Source organism: Streptosporangium sp. NPDC049078 (assembly GCF_040648855.1).
GTDB lineage: Bacteria > Actinomycetota > Actinomycetes > Streptosporangiales > Streptosporangiaceae > Streptosporangium.
On the sequence record NZ_JBEZEL010000003.1, the window covers coordinates 294,753 to 311,410 of the forward strand.

Sequence of the window (16,658 nt, forward strand, 5' to 3'; positions counted from 1 at the left end):
GTGGCCGCGGGCCACAGCTCGACGCGGACCGGTCGTCAGAGGTTGTGCCCACCGGAGACCTCGATGTCCTGCGCGGTGATCCAGCGGCTTTCCTCGCCGAGCAGCATCGCGATGGCCATGCCGACGTCGTCCGGCTCGCCGATCCGGCCGAGGGCGGTACGGGCGGCGATGCCGGGGATCAGCTCGGGGAAACGTTCGAACGCGTTGTCGCCGATGCGGGTGCGGGTGACGCCGGGAGAGACGGAGTTGACGCGGATGCCCCGCTTGCTGAACTCCTTGGCCATGTAGCGGGTGAGGACCACAAGACCGCCCTTCAGGCTCCCGTACGCCGAGTAGCCGGGCTCCAGGCACAAGGGTTGGGACGAGCTGCTCGTGGTGTTGACGATCGCGCCGCCGTCGACCATCAGCGGCAGCAGCGTCTGGGTCAGGAAGTACGGTCCCTTGAGGAGTACGCGCGTGAGCCGGTCGAAGATCTCCTCGGTGGTGTCCTCGAACAGGGCCATGTGGCCGGCCCCGGCGTTGTTGACCAGGAAGTCGAAGCCGTCTCGCTGCCAGGTGTCGCGCAGTGCCGCGACCACCGAGTCGCGGAAGGCCGGGAACGTCTCGGAGCGGCCGACATCGAGGGGGAGTGCGACGGCCGTACCGCCGTCCTTCTCGATCGTCGCGACCGTGTCCAAAGCTCCGGCTTCGTTGCCCTGATAGGTCAGGATGACGCCTGTCCCGCGCCGCGCGAGCTGGACGGCGGCGCTCTGCCCGATGCCCGAGCTGGCCCCGGTGATGATGGCGACGCGCATGATTGAACCACCCGTTTCGTTTCGTGGATTCGATAGCTGTAATAACAACAGCTCCACGTGCGCGGAGGTAGAAGAAAGCTCGCGGCGCCTTGCACATTCCTACTTAATCTTCAGTCGCGCCACTTCCGGTACTTCGCGTTCAACGGCACCCTCCGAGACGCCGAGAGGATTGGGCAACGACGCGAGAGGATTTTCCTTCTCACTCGTACGCTTGATCGTGTTGTCTGAGGAGCAGACAACGTGAGGTGCGTGTGGGTGAAATCGGGCTTCGCGGTCGAGGCGCTGAACCAGAGCGGGTTTCGACCCGCCTCGGCGCGCTCTTCGGCATCCGGCTCGCACAAGGTCACGGAGGGCCAGTCTCGGGGCAGGTGCCCACGTGCCCTGGTGAGGTAGCCGCACAATGCGTCCATTTTCTTCGATGCCCGGCCGCACCACGATGATTGACCGGTCGGTAGAGGATCCCGTTCGCTCAGGTGCGCTTTCAGAACGTGATGAATCCGTACAGCGCGAGATGGTTCGACTTCGTGCCGCTCACCGTGTGGCCGATGCTCGACGGTCGCACGGTGCCCTTGACGAACAGGTAGTCGATCTTCCTGGAGCCGGAGGTCGCCTTCGTGCCGTAACCGGTCATGCCGAAGCCGCCCAGCGTCGTCGGGGCGATGCCCGTGCGGTTGGCGTCGATCCCGATCACGCGGATCGTCGACGCGTTCATCAGGCTCGTGGCGTCCGCGCCGATATGGATGCCGGATTTCGCGATGCCCGCGGAGCCGGCGCCCGCGCAGGCGTTCGCCCCGTTCTCCTCCGGGAGGTGCATGGTCGCGGCGAACACCGGTGTTCCCGTCGCCTTGACGGTGAACTTCGCGGCGATGGCGCTCGTGCGCTTCCACTTGTGCTCGTTGGCGCTGCTCGCGTCGTTGCTCGGCGGTTTGTACAGCGTGCAGCCTGCCCCGTCGCGGTAGGACGTTCCCGGCTTGAGCCAGCCCGCGCTCCAGTATTTCGAGATGTCGCCCGACGCGAGGCTCAACGTTCTGGTGTTGTAGAGGATCCCGTTGGTCTGCTTCTTCTTCAGGTCGCCGAGCGATTGCTGACTGCACCTGTGCGTGCCGCCCCACTCCTCGGGGTCGTCCCAGGCCACGATCGCCCTGTAGGTGCCCTCCGGATAGCCGAACTTGGCCGAGAGCTGGTCGGCGTACGCGGTGGCCTGTCCGGTGCCGCGCACCTGTTGCACGATCAGGAGGTCGGGTGCCTGCACGCCTGAGGTGCCGGTTCGGCCGTTGTCGTCGACCAGCATCGAGGTGAGGTGGTCCGGACCCGAGACCCGGGTGCACGAGCCGTCGGCGTTGTTCCTGACCAGGTTCTCGATGTTGTTGTTGTAGACCCGTAGGACGCGATCCGCCGAGGTCGTGGGGGTTTCGTGCGCCCGCGCGGCCGAGGGGGCGGCCGTGGTGAGTGCGACGGCCGCCGTCAGCGCTGCCGCGCCAATAGATCGATGATCGAATGGCATTGCCGCAGACTACCGATTCTCCCGGGGCGGACAAGGTGAACGCGACAGATAACGGACGATGGTCTCGTCCCGTGTGAACTCCTCCCAGGACGATCTCTCAGGGTGTCGCGACGGTACGGTGTGCCGATGGGGGACATTTACGAACTCGTGCTGTCGGTGAACATTCGCGCTGACGTGACCGACGACGAGCTCGCCGAGCTGCGGTGGCACGTGGGGCAGGGGCCGCGGCCCGAGCGCCTGCCGATCGGCTCTGACCGATATGTGGAGACCTATCCGCTCGGTGATCCCGACGACCCCGACTGCGAGTGGGAGGACGCGGAGGTGGAGCCGGTGTTCGCGCGGCGAGGCGCCGCCTGGCGGGTAGGAGGCGCGCTCGTCGCCGATCTGGTCGCGCGAGAGCGGCCTGACGGCTGGGCGCTGACGGTACGCCAAGAACTCCATCCCGACGACTTCTACCGGCTCCGGACACTGCTGGACTGGCTCGGCGGGTGCTCGGTCGGCGCGCCGGCCGACGGTGTCGAATCCTTCGTCGGCTACCTGCGCTTCCACGAGAGCACCGAGATCGCGCCACTCGTTCTCGTGGACGGGCGGATTCGCGTGCCGGAGGACGTCGAATCGCATACCCCGCACTGGGAGGACGCCACGCCGTGACCGGTCCCGTACCGCAGGCCGGCCGCGATGACGGATCGGATTTCGATGCTCTGGGAGAGTGAATTCGAACAGGTACCGGTACCGGTGGAAATCTCAGGTAGAAAACAGGTACCGATACCTGTTCCATCCGCTGTCAGGGAGCCACTGTCAGGTGGTGGCGCCGGTCACGGTGCTTCCGGACTTGGTGATGTAGTACGTGAGCTGCTTTCCACTCCAGAAGTGGAAGGTCAGGGTGATCCGGCCGTCGTTGACCTCGGCGAAGAACTCGGGCTTCAAGATGATGCTGTTCGCGTTGTAGTCGGGCTGGAAGTTCTGCCAGAACTCCTTGTAGGTGGTCCAGTTGGCCGGTCCGGCGGGGCTGCCGTCGGCGTACTTGGCCTCCATCGTGGCGAGCTGGTCTCCGCGGAACTGGGTGGGGATGGTGAACGAGCCGGTCGTGCCACTCGCGGCGGACTGGGTCGGTGTGTCGGAGCTGATGATGCTGATCGACCATGGGGTGCCCTGGGAGAACCGGGCCTCGATGGTGGAGTTCACGCCGTAGGCGCGGTTTCCGGCCAGCCTGGTGAGGGCTGAGGCGGTGAGGGTGAGTGTGTTGCCGGAAACGGTGTAGTCGGCGCCCTGGGCGAGGTTGGTGCCGCCCTGCCGCAGGCCCTGGAAGGTGGTGCCGTTGGGGTTGAGCGTGAGCGTCCGGCTGGTGATCGTGCCGGTCCGTGGCAGGTACACCTGATCGGAGGATGCCGTCCCCGAGCGTGTGGTCCAGCTCGCCTTGAACATCTCGTAGACGCCTTGGTCGCGCCACTTCAGTTCGTTGCGGTTCAGGAACTGGCCCGCGTCCCAGACCATGGTGGTGAGGTTCCGGATCCGGGCGTGATATCCGACCGCCTCCAGATACTTCAGGAACTCGCCCCGCTCGATGATGCCGGGCCGGGTGTGATCCCAGCTGAGCAGTGCCCACTCTCCGATGATCACGGGGATTCCGCGGGAGACGAATGTGGTCCGTACCCGGTCGAAGGTACCGACGAGGTCCTGTTCGACATTGCTGTCATATCGGGTGCCGCCCGCGATGTTGACGCTGAACGGCCACCAGCCGTAGAAGTGGACCGTCGCGGCCAGGTTGGGATCACGCAGTGCGGTGATGGTGGCGTTCAGCGCGTCCAGCCGAGCCTGCTCGCCGCTGGTGTGCAGGGTGGGCAGCACGAGAAGCCGGGTGGCGTTGCCTCCGCCCGACTGCCGCACGAGGTGGACGAACTCCGTGTTGAAGGTGTTCGTCACCTGGTCGCTCTGGTCGTCTCCGGACGTGCCTGCGAACTGCGGCTCGTTGATGCTCTCGAACACCAGCTTCGGCGAGTGGTTGCGGAAGGTGCCGGCGATCTGCCGCCACAGGGCCTTGTACCGGTTCATCACGGTTGTGGAGTCGGCCGGGTAGCCGTTGATCCACTGCCATGAGTCGTGGTGGAGGTTGATCATCACGTAGAAGTCCTCGGCCAGCGACCAGTCGACGATCTGGCGGACGCGGTTCAGCCAGGCGGTGTCGATGGTGTAGTCCGGTGCGGGGCCGTGGTGGTTGCTCCAGGTGATCGGCAGCCGGATGCTCTTGTACCCCTGGGACCGTACGTGCCGGAGCAGGGTCTGGGTCGTCAGCGGGTTGCCCCAGGCGGTCTCGTCGGGAATCGCGTCGAGGGTGTTGCCCAGGTTCCACCCGGGTTGCATCGCGGCCACGGTGTCCATCGCGTTCCCCGGCTGCGGGGTCGGCGAGGGGGAAGGGGTCGGCGAAGGAGAGGGGGTCGGTGAGGGGGAGGGGGTCGGGCTGGGAGACGGTCCGACGTTTCCCGAGCACGTGACGCCGTTGAGGGTGAACGTGGCGGGCGCGGTGTTGCTGCCCGACCACGAACCGTTGAAGCCGAAGGAGACCGAGGCGTTGGTCGCCACGGTCCCGTTGTAGCTCATGTTCGCGGCGGTCGTCTGTGCCCCGGACGAGGTGACGGTCGCGTTCCACGCCTGGGTGACCTGCTGTCCCGATGGGAACGTCCAGGCGAGCCGCCAGGTGTTGACCGGGTCGCCGAGGTTGGTGACGTTCACGTTGGCGGTGAACCCGCCTTGCCATTGGGACGAGACCGTGTACTCCACGCGGCATCCGGTGGCGGCCTGGGCGTTGAAAGCCGTCATCGTGCTGACTGTCAATAACGCGACCAGGGTGGCGAGGGCGGCGCCGATCCGTGAGCGGGCTCTTCGTAACCTGTGCGGTTTCACGGTTGTCCTCCTTCGGGCGCGTCGACCTTTGACGGCGCCGATCAGCACTCCTTGATGAAGTGGCGTTGGACGAACGGGTGGGCGGCGATCGGCGCGACGGTGAGGACGCCGACAGCCGTCTCGCTCGCCTCGGTGGGCGGTGTGGTGGTGTCGGCGGAAGCGCCGGAGTCGAGGGCGGCCACCATGCGCGCTCCATCCGGTTGCTGAGAAAGTTTCTGTCAGATTGACCGGAAACATTAAATAAGAGGGTGGAGTGGTGCTGTCCATCCCCTGACGACATGCTCGATGAAAGGCTCGGATCGGACATGGCGGACCCTGTCCTGATGAGGAAGGCAAAGAGGCAGGCCAAGAGCCACGTATGCTCCGTCGCGGTGGCCGCCCACAGCGACGAGAGGGCGAGAGATGAAGAAAGTTTCTGGCTAAGGTTCCTGAATGTTTCAGGCCAACGATCATTCGATGAGGGAGCGGGAGCGGAAACACGAAATCCTGTGGCGGAGCTCTGGACCGACGGCACGTTCGTCAACCCGGTGATCTCCGGTACGCACCCGGATCCGAGCATCCGCAGGGTCGGCGACGACTGCTTCCTGGCCTGTTCCAGCTTCGAGTGCTTCCCCGGCGTGCCGATCCTCCACGCCGGGATCCGGTGCACTGGGCACAGGTCGGCTCGCTTCGCACCGTCGCGGCCATCCGTCACACAGCCCCTGGGCCGGTCCGGCTTCGAATCGACATCCTCGCCACCCGGCCCGAGGAGCGGCATCCCCGGAAAGAACCCGATAGGCTCCGTTTCGGTATCGAAGACGCGGACGGCCGGGTTCGACGTGCCGGCCGAACTCGACGGCGGATACCCGTCGACGGAGGTCGCCGACGGTTTCACCGGGCGTGTGACAGGTCTCTACGCCGCGGCGGACACCGTCCGGTGCGACTGGTTCGACGACGAGTCGCTCGACGAGGACGCACGGTGCCGTTCAAGCGAAACCCGACGGGGTGTCCTCGCGCCGTGAACAGGCCCGCGACGGCTCACCGGGAGAGAACGAAACGCGAAGAAGGGGGCCACGTTGTCGTACGCCGAGGCGGGCGGCCCGGTCTCCGACGGAGAGCACCCCGCAGGCGACCCCACGCGTCCCGTGACCATTTCCTACATCGCGGAGACCGCCGGAGTGTCCGTTCCGACGGTCTCCAAGGTCATCAATGGCCGTGCCGGCGTTTCCGCCGACACCCGTGCCCGAGTAGAGGCGCTGATCAGCGAGTACGGCTATCGAAAGACCAACCGTAAGAACATGATGGAGCTCGTCTTCGGCGAGCTCCAGGACATGTGGGGCCTGGAGATCATCCGGGGGGTCGAGCGGGTGGCCCGTGAGCACCGAGTGGGTGTCGTGCTGACGGAGTTCGGTTCTCGCCAGGATTCCACGGAACACCCGATCGACGAGACCCTGGCCCGCCGTCCGGCATGCGTGGTGACGGTGGCCCAGCTGTCGGAGGAACAGCGGAACCAGTTGCGGGCCAAGGACATTCCGTTCGTGGTCTTCGACCCCACCACCGAACTACCGGACGGCGTCCCTTTCGTCGGAGCGACCAACTGGGCCGGCGGACGGTCGGCCACCCGGCATCTCATCGAGCTGGGCCACCGGCGCATCGCGATGATCGCAGGCCCGGACCGCGTCCTGTGCTGCCGCGCCAGGCTCGACGGCTACCGCTCCGCCCTGGAGACGGCGGGTCTGTCGATGGACGACAGCCTCGTCGTGCGTACCGAACTCACGAGAGAGGACGGCCGTGAGGCCGCGGTCAGGCTGTTGGGAGGCCGGGAGCGACCGACGGCGATCTTCGCCTGCAACGACCTTCAGGCACTCGGGGTCTACCAGGCTGCTCGCGAGCTGGAACTGCGGATTCCTGGAGACCTGAGCGTGGTCGGCTTCGACGATCTGCCGGTCGCCGCGTTCGTCGACCCTCCGCTGACCACCGTCCACCAGCCACTGACCGAGATGGCCGTTAAAGCCACCGAATTGGCGCTCGCTCTTGGCCGCGGCGAGGAAACGCAACAGGTCGGCCTCGAACTGGCGACCACGCTGACGATCCGGGAGAGCACCGCCCCGCCGCACCAAGGTGACTGACCGCCGGGAGAGGAGATCGGGAGCCTGTTCGCTCAGGTGCGCTTTCGGAACGCGATGAATCCGTACAACGCGAGATGGTTCGGCTTCGTGCCGCCCACCGTGTGGCCGATGCCCTTGACGAACAGATGGCTCACCGTCTGGCGGGTGCCACGGATGAAAGTTTCACGATGGCTCATCGTGACGGTGAGGGTGTGTCACGGCAGAGATCCAGGTAATGCGTCGACGGCGGTCGGATGTCCGAGAAATTCAGCCCGCCCTATTGACGCGAGGGCATCCGTTGAATGTACTCCGCAGTATCTTCAGCCGCGAATCGCTGTCAGACGAGCCATTCATGTTAGCGCTAACATCACGACCTGGCCTGTCGTCCCGGCGCCGTCCTGCCGCGATTTCCTCATCGAGAGAAGAAGGCATGATGCTTTTCGGGACCCTGAGAAGGTCGCTCGCGATCGGTGCGAGCGTGCTGATCGCCATGACGTGGCCGGTCGGCGCCGGTACGGCCGAGGCCGCGGCGGCGCAGTCATGCGACATCTACGCCGCGGGCGGCACGCCGTGTGTGGCGGCGCACAGCACGACCCGGGCTCTGTACGGCGCGTACAACGGCCCGTTGTACCAGGTCAGGCGCGCCTCGGACAACACCACCCAGGACATCGGCCTGCTGAGCGCGGGCGGAGTCGTCAACGCCGCCACCCAGGACTCGTTCTGCGCCAACACGACCTGCGTCATCACGATCATCTACGACCAGTCGGGCCGCAACAACCGTCTCACCCAGGCGCCACCCGGCTACTGGCCCGGCCCGGGACCCGGCGGATGGGACAACCTCGCCGACGCGAAGGCGGCCCCGATCACCATCGGCGGCCAGAAGGCGTACGGCGTTCGCGTGGAGCCCGGCACCGGCTACCGCAACAACAACACCAACGGGGTCGCGACCGGTGACCAGCCGGAAGGCATCTACGCCGTCGTCGACGGCACGCACTACAACCAGTGGTGCTGCTTCGACTACGGCAACGCGCAGACGGACGGTCAGGCCGACGCCCGCGGCATCATGGAGACCGTCTACTTCGGCGCCAACAAACAGTGGGGCTACGGGGCCGGAGCCGGTCCCTGGATCATGGCCGACCTGGAGTGGGGACTCTTCTCCGGGGTGAACGCGGGCTACAACAACCTCCCGTCGATCAACCACCGCTTCGTCACCGCCATCGTCAAGGGTGAGCCGAACCACTGGGCGATCCGGGGTGGGAACGCGCAGTCGGGCGGCCTGACGAACTACTTCGACGGCCCGCGCCCCAGCGGTTACCACCCGATGAAGAAGGAGGGCGCCATCCTGCTCGGCATCGGCGGCGACAACAGCGTCTCCGGTCGCGGCACCTTCTTCGAGGGCGTGTTGACCTCCGGCTATCCGACGGCCGTCACCGAGAACGCCGTACAGGCCAACATCACCGCCGCCGGTTACGCACCTGCGGGCGGCGGCAACCCGCAGCAGGGTGTCCAGATCGTCGGTGGCCAGTCCAACCGCTGCGTCGAGGTGCCGAACTCCAGCACGACCAACGGCACCCAGGTGCAGATCTGGGACTGCGGGAGCGGCACCAACCAGAGGTTCGTCAACACCTCGGGCAAGCAGTTGCAGGTGTACGGCAACAAGTGTCTGGACGCCTACGGCCAAGGTACCGCCAACGGCACCCAGGTGATCATCTGGGACTGCAACGGCCAGGCCAACCAGCAGTGGAACGTCAACGCCAACGGCACCATCACCGGCGTGCAGTCCGGCCTGTGTCTCGACGCGAACGCCGCCGGCACAGCGAACGGCACGAAGCTCATCCTCTGGTCGTGCAACGGCCAGGCCAACCAGCGGTGGACCCTGCGCAGCTGACTCCGACCAGCCGGTCCGGCGAATGAGGGCGATCGGGTGAAGCGCCTCGGGCGGAGGTCCGGACACCTGGGGGGCCACGGCTCCCCGGGACGGGCCTTCGCCCGGTGGCGTGAACACGCGGCCGGGACGATTTCGAGATCCGCGAGTGGTCTTACGGCCGGAACGTGCGGCGGTAGGCGTCCGGCGGTACGCCGATCGTGCGGTGGAAGTGGCGGCGCAGGGTCGTCGCCGTGCCCATGCCCGCGGCCGAGGCGATCGCCTCGACACTGTCGTCCGTGCTCTCCAGCAACTCCTGCGCGCGGCGGATCCGCTGTGTCAACAGCCACTGCAGCGGGGTGGTGCCGACCACCGAGCGAAAGTGGCGGGTCAGGTGGCGCGAGCTCATGTTCGCCTGACGGGCCAGGTCCTCAACGGTGAGAGGCTGGTCCAGTCGCCGCATCACCCAGATGAGCAGCTCGGCCAGGGGGTGGCCGTCCTGGGCGGGCACCGGTGTGGTGACGAACTGGGCCTGGCCGCCGGCCCGGTGGGGCGGTACGACCAGGCGGCGGGCGACCACGTTGGCGATCGCGGAGCCGTGGTCGCGGCGTACCAGGTGCAGGCACAGGTCCATCGCCGCGGCCTTGCCCGCGGATGTGAGCACGCTGCCGTTGTCGACGTAGAGCACATCCGGGTCGACCTCCACCCGGGGGTAGCGCGCGGCCAGTTCCTCGGTGTGAGCCCAGTGCGTGGTCGCGCGCAGCCCGTCCAACAGGCCGGCGGCGGCGAGCACGAACGCGCCCGTGCACAGGGAGACCACCCGCGCGCCCGACGCGTGAGCTGCGCGCACCGCCTCGACCAGGTCGGCCGGCGGGTCCTCGTCGACGTCCGCCAGGGCGGGGACGATCACGGTGTCGGCGTGCGCCAGCCGGTCGAGCCCGCAGTCCGGCTCCAGCAGGAACCGGCCGACCCGGACGGCGTGCGTGCCGCACACCTGGACGTCGTACCAGGGGCCGGGCAGAGCGGCGGGGGCGGAGCCGAAGACCTCGTAGGCGAGGGCCAGTTCGAAGTGGAGCATCCCGTCGGTGGCGGCGACCGCAACGGAGCGCGGGACGGAACTCATGTCGGGAATTGTACGGGTCATGTCATTCCAGACACTGGCCTCGATGGGGCGACGAGGACAGGATTTCGGCGGTGGATCACTTCGAGTACGCGGGAGCAGGCATGGAAATGGGTCGGAACGTGGCGGTGTTCGGCGCCTACGGGCACACCGGGCGGTTCGTGGTCGCGGAGTCGCGCGAGCGCGGGTACGTCCCGCTGCTGCTCGGCCGTGATCAGGACAAGCTGACGGTGCTGGCGGAGGCCCACCCCGGAGTTGAGACGCGGCGGGCGTCGGTCGACGATCCGGCCTCGCTCGACCGCGCGCTGAAAGGCGCGGTCGCCGTGATCAACTGCGCCGGGCCCTTCGCCACGACCGCCGCCCCGCTCATCGAGGCGGCGTTGCGCGCCGGCATTCCGTATGTCGACGTGGCCGCCGAGATCGAGGCGAACGTCGACACGTTCGCGCGCTTCGCGGAGCGCGCCCGCGCCGCGGGCACCCTGGTGGTCCCGGCGATGGCCTTCTTCGGCGGGCTCGGCGACCTCCTGGTCACCACCGCGATGGGCGACTGGACGGCGGCGGACGAGGCGCACATCGCCTACGGCCTGAGCAGCTGGCACCCCACCGGCGGAACGCTCGCCTCGGGCGTGGTCTCGGGGCAGCGGCGAGGTGGTCGCCGTGTTCGCTTCACCGGCGGACGGCTGGAGTATCACGACGACGCCCTGCCGACCCTGGAGTGGCCCTTCCCTGCTCCGCTCGGCTCCCAGAGCGTGATCGGAGAGTTCACCATGGCCGACGTCGTCACCGTTCCCAGCCACCTGGCGGTCCCGGAGGTGCGCACCTACATGACCGCCAAGGCGGCCTCGGACCTGTCCGCTCCCGACGCCCCGGCTCCGACCGCCGTCGACGAGCGTGGCCGTTCCGCGCAGACCTTCGTCGTCGACGTCCTCGTCCGCTCCGGCGGCACGGAACGCCGGGTGACCGCCGCCGGTCAGGACATCTACGCCATCAGTGCGCCGCTCGCGGTGGAGGCCGTCGACCGTATCCTCAGCGGCCGGACCAGGGGTGCCGGCGGCGCCGGGACCAGCGGAGGTACCGGAGGCGTCGGCGGCGCTGAGAGCTCCGGCGATGCCAAGGGCAGAGGGAGCACCGGCGGCGCCGGGAGCGCTGGGAGGGCGGGCGTCGCCTCCGCGGGCGCGGTCTTCGATGCCCCGGACTTCCTCCGTGCCCTGTCCCCGCATCTCTCGCTGTACGCCCCGCTCGACGGTCGTCGCTGAGGTTTCGCGCGACCGCGCGTGCGGTCAGCGGGTCGGAGGCCGGGGGCGGTTCCACCAGAGGGAGAGGGCGAGGGCCGCGGCGACGAGGAGGCCGCCGCCGGTGGCGAAGGCGGCGGCGGTGTCGACCTGTTGGCGGATGACGGTGAAGGTGCCGGGGAGGGCGTCGAGGGCGCTTTGGAGCTGGTCGGCGTTCTCGGCGCGGTGGTAGGAGCCGCCGGTGGTCTGGGCCATCTGTTTGAGGGTGGGTTCGTCGATGGTGCGGGGGTTGCGGCCCCTGTCGAATCCGCCACGGCCGCCTCCCCAGCCGCCACCGCCCCAGCCGCCGAAGCCGCGGCCGTCGAACTGGGAGTTCTCGCAGACCATCGGGGCCGGGTCCGTGGTGCCGAAGCCGATGGTGAAGACGCGGACCCGGCGCAGGGCCGCCTCCCGGGCGGCGACCTGCGGGTCGACGCCCTGGATGTTGGCGCCGTCGGTGAGTACGACGATCGCGGCACCGGCGTAACCCGATCCGCTGTCGCCGGGGTCCGCCCCGGTGGGGTCGACCGACGGGTCGACCTCCGCGATCGCGTCGATCGAGGTGAGCACGGCCTGCCCGATCGCGGTGCCACGGGACACGGTGAGATCGTCCAGCGCCTCGATCAGCGAGTCGGTGTCGTCGGTGGGTGGGACGAGCAGGCCCGCGGTGCCCGCGAAGGTGACCAGGCCGATGCGCGGCCCGCCCCGCTGTGACTCGATGAACTCGGCGGCGGCCTTCCTCGCGGCGGTGATGCGGTTGGGGTCGACGTCCGTCGAGCACATGGAGCCGGAGGTGTCGAGCGCGAGCAGGATCGTCGCCGAGGTCTGCGGCACCGGGACCGACGCCTGCGGTCGCGCGGCCCCGACCGCGAGCAGCGCGAGCCCGACCGCGAACAGTGCCGTGGGGATCTTCCGCGTCCAGAGCGTACGGCCGGGCAGGGCGCCGCGTACGAGCGCGATGGAGGTGACGCGCACGGCGGCCCGCCGACGGCGGCGGCGCGCCCACTCGCGGACGGCGAAGATCAGCGGGAGGACGAGGAGGGAGAGCAGCGCCCACGGCCACGAGAACGACATTCAGATCACCCGTCCGGTTCGGAGTACGGTGAGCGCCGCGCCTGCGGTGAGCAGGGCGAGGGCGAGCCCGATCAGTCCGCCGGCGAGGGGCAGGGGTTCGTCGGAGACGGTGACCCGCAGGTCGATCGTGTCGGCGATCCCGTCGAGTCGCGCGGTGTCGGAGGCCGGGTGGTAGGCGCCACCGGTGGTCTGCGCGATCAAGGTGAGGGTGTCCTCCTCAAGCGAGGTCTGCAGGTGGTAGCCGTCGACCTTCACCGTCGCCCCGGCCGTGGTGCCGACCCCGACGGTGTGGATGTGGACGCCCGCCCGCTGGGCCACCGCGGCGGCCTGCTCGACGTCCCCGCCCCCGTTCTGGCCGTCGGAGAACATCACGATCGTCGCGGACGGCCAGTAACCGATGTCGGGCGCGGGGCCGTCGCGGCCGACGGTCACCTGTTTGCCGGTGATCGCCGACAGGGAGGCCGTGATGGCCGTCCCCAGCGAGGTGCCACCGACGACCTTCAGCCGGTCGATGGCCTTGAGCGCGACGGAGTGGTCGGCGTCGGGCCGCGCGGTGGTGAGCGCACCGCGTTCGAACGCGACGACTCCGATGTCGACGCTGTCGGGTTGCGCCGCCACGAACGCGCGGGCCGCCCGTTGCGCGGCCGCGAGCCGGGTGGGCGCGACGTCGTCGGCCCCCATGCTGTTGGAGACGTCGACGGCGAGGATGACGGTGCCCGCGGTCCGCGGGACCGGCACCATCGCCGCAGGTCCGGCGGCGGCGACCGCGAGTATCCCGACGCCGGCGATCACCAGGCCGACACCGAGGTACGCCTGGCGGCCGCCGGGCACCGCGACCCCGGCGGCGGTGAGAGCGGCCGTTCTGCGGCGTGCCGAGACGACGGCCGCCCAGGTGAGCGCCGCCGTGAGGAGCAGTCCGACGGCGAGCAGCAGCGGGAAGGACAGCGTCACGAGGCCTCCTTCGCCGGCCTCGGGTATCTGTTGACGATCTCTCGGTTCCCGGTTCGAGCGACGGTGCCGGCGCGCTCGGTCGTGGCGGCTTGGTTTCGAGGCCGATCGACGGTTCCGGCATGTTCGGTCATGGCGACCGGTCCTTGGTCCGGGCGACGACCTCGACGAGCGCCTCGCCCAGGTCGCGGTCGGTGTCGATGCGGTGGACGGGCACCCCCGCCCGGCGCATGCCCGCCTTGAGCCGGGCGTCGCGGGCGTCGACGGCGGCGCGGAGGCGGACCCGTAGCAGCGGGTCGGCGGAGTCGACGACGAGCTGCTCACCGGTCTCGGCGTCCTCGACCACGATCAGCCCGGCCTCGGGCAGTACGTCGTCGGCCGTGTCCACGATCCGCAGGGCGACCACCTCGTGCCGCCGGGCCAGGCGCTGGAGTGATCGCTCCCAGTCGCCGTCGCCGATGAAGTCGGACAGCACGACGATGAGCGCGCGGCGGCGCGCGAGCCGTCCGGCCGCGTCGAGCATCTCGGCCAGGTCGGTGGTGGTGCCGGAGCGCGCCGTGGAAGCGCGTTTCGGCTCGGCGTCGGCGCGTCCCTTGAAGGCGCGTCTCAGCGTGGCGCCGACGCCGGTCCTGGCAGTACGTTCCGGTTCCGCGCCGACGCCGATCTTGGGAGGACGTTCCGGTCCGGCGCCGCCGCGCGTCGTGGAGGTGCGTTCCAGTTCGGCGCCGATCCGCAGCGCGTGCCGCCGGGAGGTGCCGGGTGGCACGACGCGCGGCTTCCCGGTGTCGAAGAGCAGGGCGCCGACGCGGTTGCCGCCCCGGCCGAACAGCCGGGCGAGGACGAGCGCGAGTTCGGCGAGTACGTCGTGCTTGCCGCGTCCCGGCCGGCCGGCCGTCATCGACGCCGACCGGTCGAGGACGAGCCACACCGTCAGCTCACGGTCCTCGGTGAACACCCGCAGGTGCGGCTCGTCCAGCCGTGCGGTCACGTTCCAGTCGATGTGCCGGGCGTCGTCGCCTTCGCTGTAGGCGCGCAACCCGGTGAAGTCGATTCCCGAGCCGCGGTGCGCGGTGCGGTGGGCACCCTGGAGCCGGCCGTCGAGCCTGCGGACGACCTTCCACTCCAGGCGGAGCAGGAGTTTCTCGGGGGCGGTGGCCATGGCGGGTCAGCGGTTCTGCAGGACGACGTCGGGAGCACGGACGGCCCCGAGCACCGCGGTGATGATCGCGTCGGTGTCGACGTCGTCCGCGAGGGCCTCGTAGGACAGCACGAGGCGGTGGCGCAGCACGTCGAGCGCGATCTCGGACAGGTCGTGCGGCAGGACGTAGTCGCGGCCGCGCAGGAACGCCAGCGCGCGGGCGCCCGTGACGAGCGCGATGGACGCCCGCGGGCTCGCGCCGTGGGTGACGTACCGTTCCAGCTCGCCGAGCCCGGCCATCGCGGGGGAACGGGTCACGGAGACGAGCCGTACCGCGTAGTCGACGATCGCCAGGTCGACGTACACCTGCTGGGCGCGGACCCGCATCGCGATCAGGTCCTCGGCCGTGACCATCGGCTGCGGCGGCTCGGGTGGGCGCAGCGCTCGTTCGACGATCGCCCGCTCCTCGACCTGGGTCGGATAGTCGACGACCACCTTCATCATGAAACGGTCGACCTGCGCCTCGGGCAGCGGGTAGGTGCCCTCCGACTCGATCGGGTTCTCCGTCGCCATGACCAGGAACGGCTCGGGCACCCGGAACGTCTCGCGGCCGATCGTCACCTGGTGCTCCTGCATCACCTCCAGCAGGGCGCTCTGCACCTTGGCGGGGGCGCGGTTGATCTCGTCGGCGAGCAGCAGGTTCGCGAACACCGGGCCGAGTTCGGTTTTGAACTCCCCGGAGTGCTGGTGGTAGACCCGCGTGCCCACGAGGTCGGCCGGTACCAGGTCGGGGGTGAACTGGACGCGCTGGAAACTGCCGGCGATCGCGGCGGCCATCGACCTCACCGCGAGCGTCTTGGCGAGGCCGGGTACGCCTTCGACGAGCAGGTGGCCACCGGCGATCAACGCGACGGCCATGCGTTCCAGCAGGACGTCCTGTCCGACGATCGTGCGTTTGACCTCGAACAGCACCTGTTCGAGCGGGTGGGCCGACTCGGAGAACCTGGTCGAGGTCATCGTGTTCCTTCCGGCGTGGAGGCCCCTGCCTTGAGGTGTGGGGAGGACGCGAATGGTGTTCCTTCTCGTGGCGTCGCGGTCAGATCTGGGGTCCGTCACCTGGCGGCCCGTCGCCTTCGCCGCCGCCCAGGGCCGTACCGATCGGCACCGCGAACGCGATGCCGGCGAACGCCTCGTCGTTTCCCGGGTCGGCGATCGAGACGACGACCCCGATGACCAGGCCGCGGGCGTCGAGGAGGGGGCCGCCGGAGCTGCCGGGGTTCACGGAGGCGTCGAACTGGATGAGCCCGTCCGGGCCGCCGTCCTTGGCGGTCCGGTTCAGGCCCGATACGACGCCGGTGGAGACGCTGTAGGTGAGGCCCAGCGGATTGCCGATCGCCACGACGGGCGCGCCCACGGCCGCGGTGCCGCCGAGCGTCGCCGGGACGACGATCTCGGGCAGCTTCTCGGGTTTGAGGGTGGCGACGTCGAGCTTGGGGTTCGACGACGCGACGACGGCCTTCGTCCTGGTGCCGTCGGCGAACGTCACGGTGACCTTCCCGGCGTCTTCGCCGGAACCGCCTTTGTCCGAGGTGCCTTTGACGACGTGGTGCGCCGTCAGGATCGTGCCGTCCTCGGCGGCGATCACCCCGGTGCCGAGCGACTTATCGGCCTGGATGACCACCACCGACGGCCCGACCCTCTTGAAGACGTCGTTCACCGTGAGCGTCGCGCTGGGCGTCGGTGTCGCGCTCGGCCCGGACGCGGCCTCCTCGCCGCTCCCGCCGCCGCTTCCCAGCCAGTACGCGAGCAGCGCGACGACGACGAGCGCGCCACCTCCGACGACGAACCGCCCGGTCCTTCCGGCCATGGCTTTCCGAGCCCCGGCCGCATCGGTCTCCTGCGGCATGGGCTCCATCTACCCATACTCATTAATCTCAGTCGAAAGTGCTACAAACTC

At 68.9% G+C, this 16,658-nt stretch carries 16 protein-coding genes; 5 read left to right on the plus strand and 11 right to left on the minus strand.

All coding sequences use genetic code 11. The annotated features are described in order from the left end of the window. Positions 1 to 35: 35 nt before the first annotated feature. Complete coding sequence (locus AB0B90_RS06380; RefSeq protein ID WP_350949315.1) at positions 36 to 794, minus strand: SDR family oxidoreductase; 759 nt, start codon at positions 792 to 794, stop codon at positions 36 to 38. A 481-nt stretch (positions 795 to 1,275) separates the two neighbouring features. Then, the gene (locus AB0B90_RS06385; RefSeq protein WP_362921118.1) at positions 1,276 to 2,298 is read right to left on the minus strand and encodes a hypothetical protein; all 1,023 of its coding nucleotides are present in this window, start codon (positions 2,296 to 2,298) and stop codon (positions 1,276 to 1,278) included. A 126-nt stretch (positions 2,299 to 2,424) separates the two neighbouring features. On the opposite strand from AB0B90_RS06385, the gene AB0B90_RS06390 reads away from it, so the two are divergent. Continuing rightward, entirely contained in the window at positions 2,425 to 2,949 is a 525-nt protein-coding gene (locus AB0B90_RS06390) for a hypothetical protein (RefSeq protein WP_362921120.1), read from the plus strand. A gap of 147 nt (positions 2,950 to 3,096) precedes the next feature. Here AB0B90_RS06390 and AB0B90_RS06395 read toward each other — a convergent pair whose 3' ends face one another. Together AB0B90_RS06395 and AB0B90_RS06400 are read right to left on the minus strand one after the other, a co-directional pair. After that, positions 3,097 to 5,115, minus strand: coding sequence for a cellulase family glycosylhydrolase (locus tag AB0B90_RS06395; RefSeq protein ID WP_362921122.1), 2,019 nt, complete (start codon positions 5,113 to 5,115; stop codon positions 3,097 to 3,099). A 125-nt stretch (positions 5,116 to 5,240) separates the two neighbouring features. After that, on the minus strand, positions 5,241 to 5,384 hold the full coding sequence (locus AB0B90_RS06400) for a hypothetical protein (RefSeq protein WP_362921124.1): 144 nt from the start codon (positions 5,382 to 5,384) through the stop codon (positions 5,241 to 5,243). Between the two features lie 93 nt (positions 5,385 to 5,477). Here AB0B90_RS06400 and AB0B90_RS06405 point away from each other — a divergent pair, with 93 nt between their 5' ends. Both AB0B90_RS06405 and AB0B90_RS06410 read left to right on the plus strand, forming a co-directional pair. Then, positions 5,478 to 6,200, plus strand: coding sequence for a family 43 glycosylhydrolase (locus AB0B90_RS06405; protein WP_362921126.1), 723 nt, complete (start codon positions 5,478 to 5,480; stop codon positions 6,198 to 6,200). Between the two features lie 54 nt (positions 6,201 to 6,254). Next, positions 6,255 to 7,307: a LacI family DNA-binding transcriptional regulator gene (locus AB0B90_RS06410; RefSeq protein ID WP_362921128.1), complete on the plus strand. Its 1,053-nt coding sequence runs from the start codon at positions 6,255 to 6,257 to the stop codon at positions 7,305 to 7,307. 32 nt (positions 7,308 to 7,339) lie between these two features. Here the strand turns inward: AB0B90_RS06410 and AB0B90_RS06415 are convergent, their stop codons facing one another. Continuing rightward, on the minus strand, positions 7,340 to 7,483 hold the full coding sequence (locus tag AB0B90_RS06415) for a hypothetical protein (RefSeq protein ID WP_350949308.1): 144 nt from the start codon (positions 7,481 to 7,483) through the stop codon (positions 7,340 to 7,342). Between the two features lie 233 nt (positions 7,484 to 7,716). Here AB0B90_RS06415 and AB0B90_RS06420 point away from each other — a divergent pair, with 233 nt between their 5' ends. After that, complete coding sequence (locus AB0B90_RS06420) at positions 7,717 to 9,174, plus strand: arabinofuranosidase catalytic domain-containing protein (protein ID WP_362921130.1); 1,458 nt, start codon at positions 7,717 to 7,719, stop codon at positions 9,172 to 9,174. Positions 9,175 to 9,325: 151 nt separating this feature from the next. Here the strand turns inward: AB0B90_RS06420 and AB0B90_RS06425 are convergent, their stop codons facing one another. Continuing rightward, a complete protein-coding gene (locus AB0B90_RS06425) occupies positions 9,326 to 10,273 on the minus strand; it encodes a helix-turn-helix domain-containing protein (RefSeq protein WP_362921132.1) in 948 nt (315 codons plus the stop codon). 101 nt (positions 10,274 to 10,374) lie between these two features. Between AB0B90_RS06425 and AB0B90_RS06430 the strand changes: the two genes are divergently transcribed. Further along, a complete protein-coding gene (locus tag AB0B90_RS06430; RefSeq protein ID WP_362921134.1) occupies positions 10,375 to 11,526 on the plus strand; it encodes a saccharopine dehydrogenase NADP-binding domain-containing protein in 1,152 nt (383 codons plus the stop codon). Positions 11,527 to 11,550: 24 nt separating this feature from the next. Here AB0B90_RS06430 and AB0B90_RS06435 read toward each other — a convergent pair whose 3' ends face one another. From AB0B90_RS06435 to AB0B90_RS06455, 5 genes are all read right to left on the minus strand, one after another. Beyond that, positions 11,551 to 12,615, minus strand: a complete 1,065-nt coding sequence (locus tag AB0B90_RS06435; protein WP_362921136.1) for a VWA domain-containing protein — start codon at positions 12,613 to 12,615, stop codon at positions 11,551 to 11,553. Then, complete coding sequence (locus AB0B90_RS06440) at positions 12,616 to 13,566, minus strand: VWA domain-containing protein (protein ID WP_350949303.1); 951 nt, start codon at positions 13,564 to 13,566, stop codon at positions 12,616 to 12,618. It lies immediately after the preceding gene. Between the two features lie 127 nt (positions 13,567 to 13,693). Continuing rightward, positions 13,694 to 14,722 (minus strand): DUF58 domain-containing protein, encoded by a 1,029-nt coding sequence (locus tag AB0B90_RS06445; protein WP_350949302.1) that lies wholly within the window; start codon positions 14,720 to 14,722, stop codon positions 13,694 to 13,696. A gap of 6 nt (positions 14,723 to 14,728) precedes the next feature. Beyond that, positions 14,729 to 15,718 (minus strand): MoxR family ATPase, encoded by a 990-nt coding sequence (locus AB0B90_RS06450; RefSeq protein ID WP_362921141.1) that lies wholly within the window; start codon positions 15,716 to 15,718, stop codon positions 14,729 to 14,731. A 79-nt stretch (positions 15,719 to 15,797) separates the two neighbouring features. After that, entirely contained in the window at positions 15,798 to 16,616 is an 819-nt protein-coding gene (locus AB0B90_RS06455; protein WP_350949300.1) for a trypsin-like peptidase domain-containing protein, read from the minus strand. Between the last annotated feature and the right edge of the window lie 42 nt (positions 16,617 to 16,658).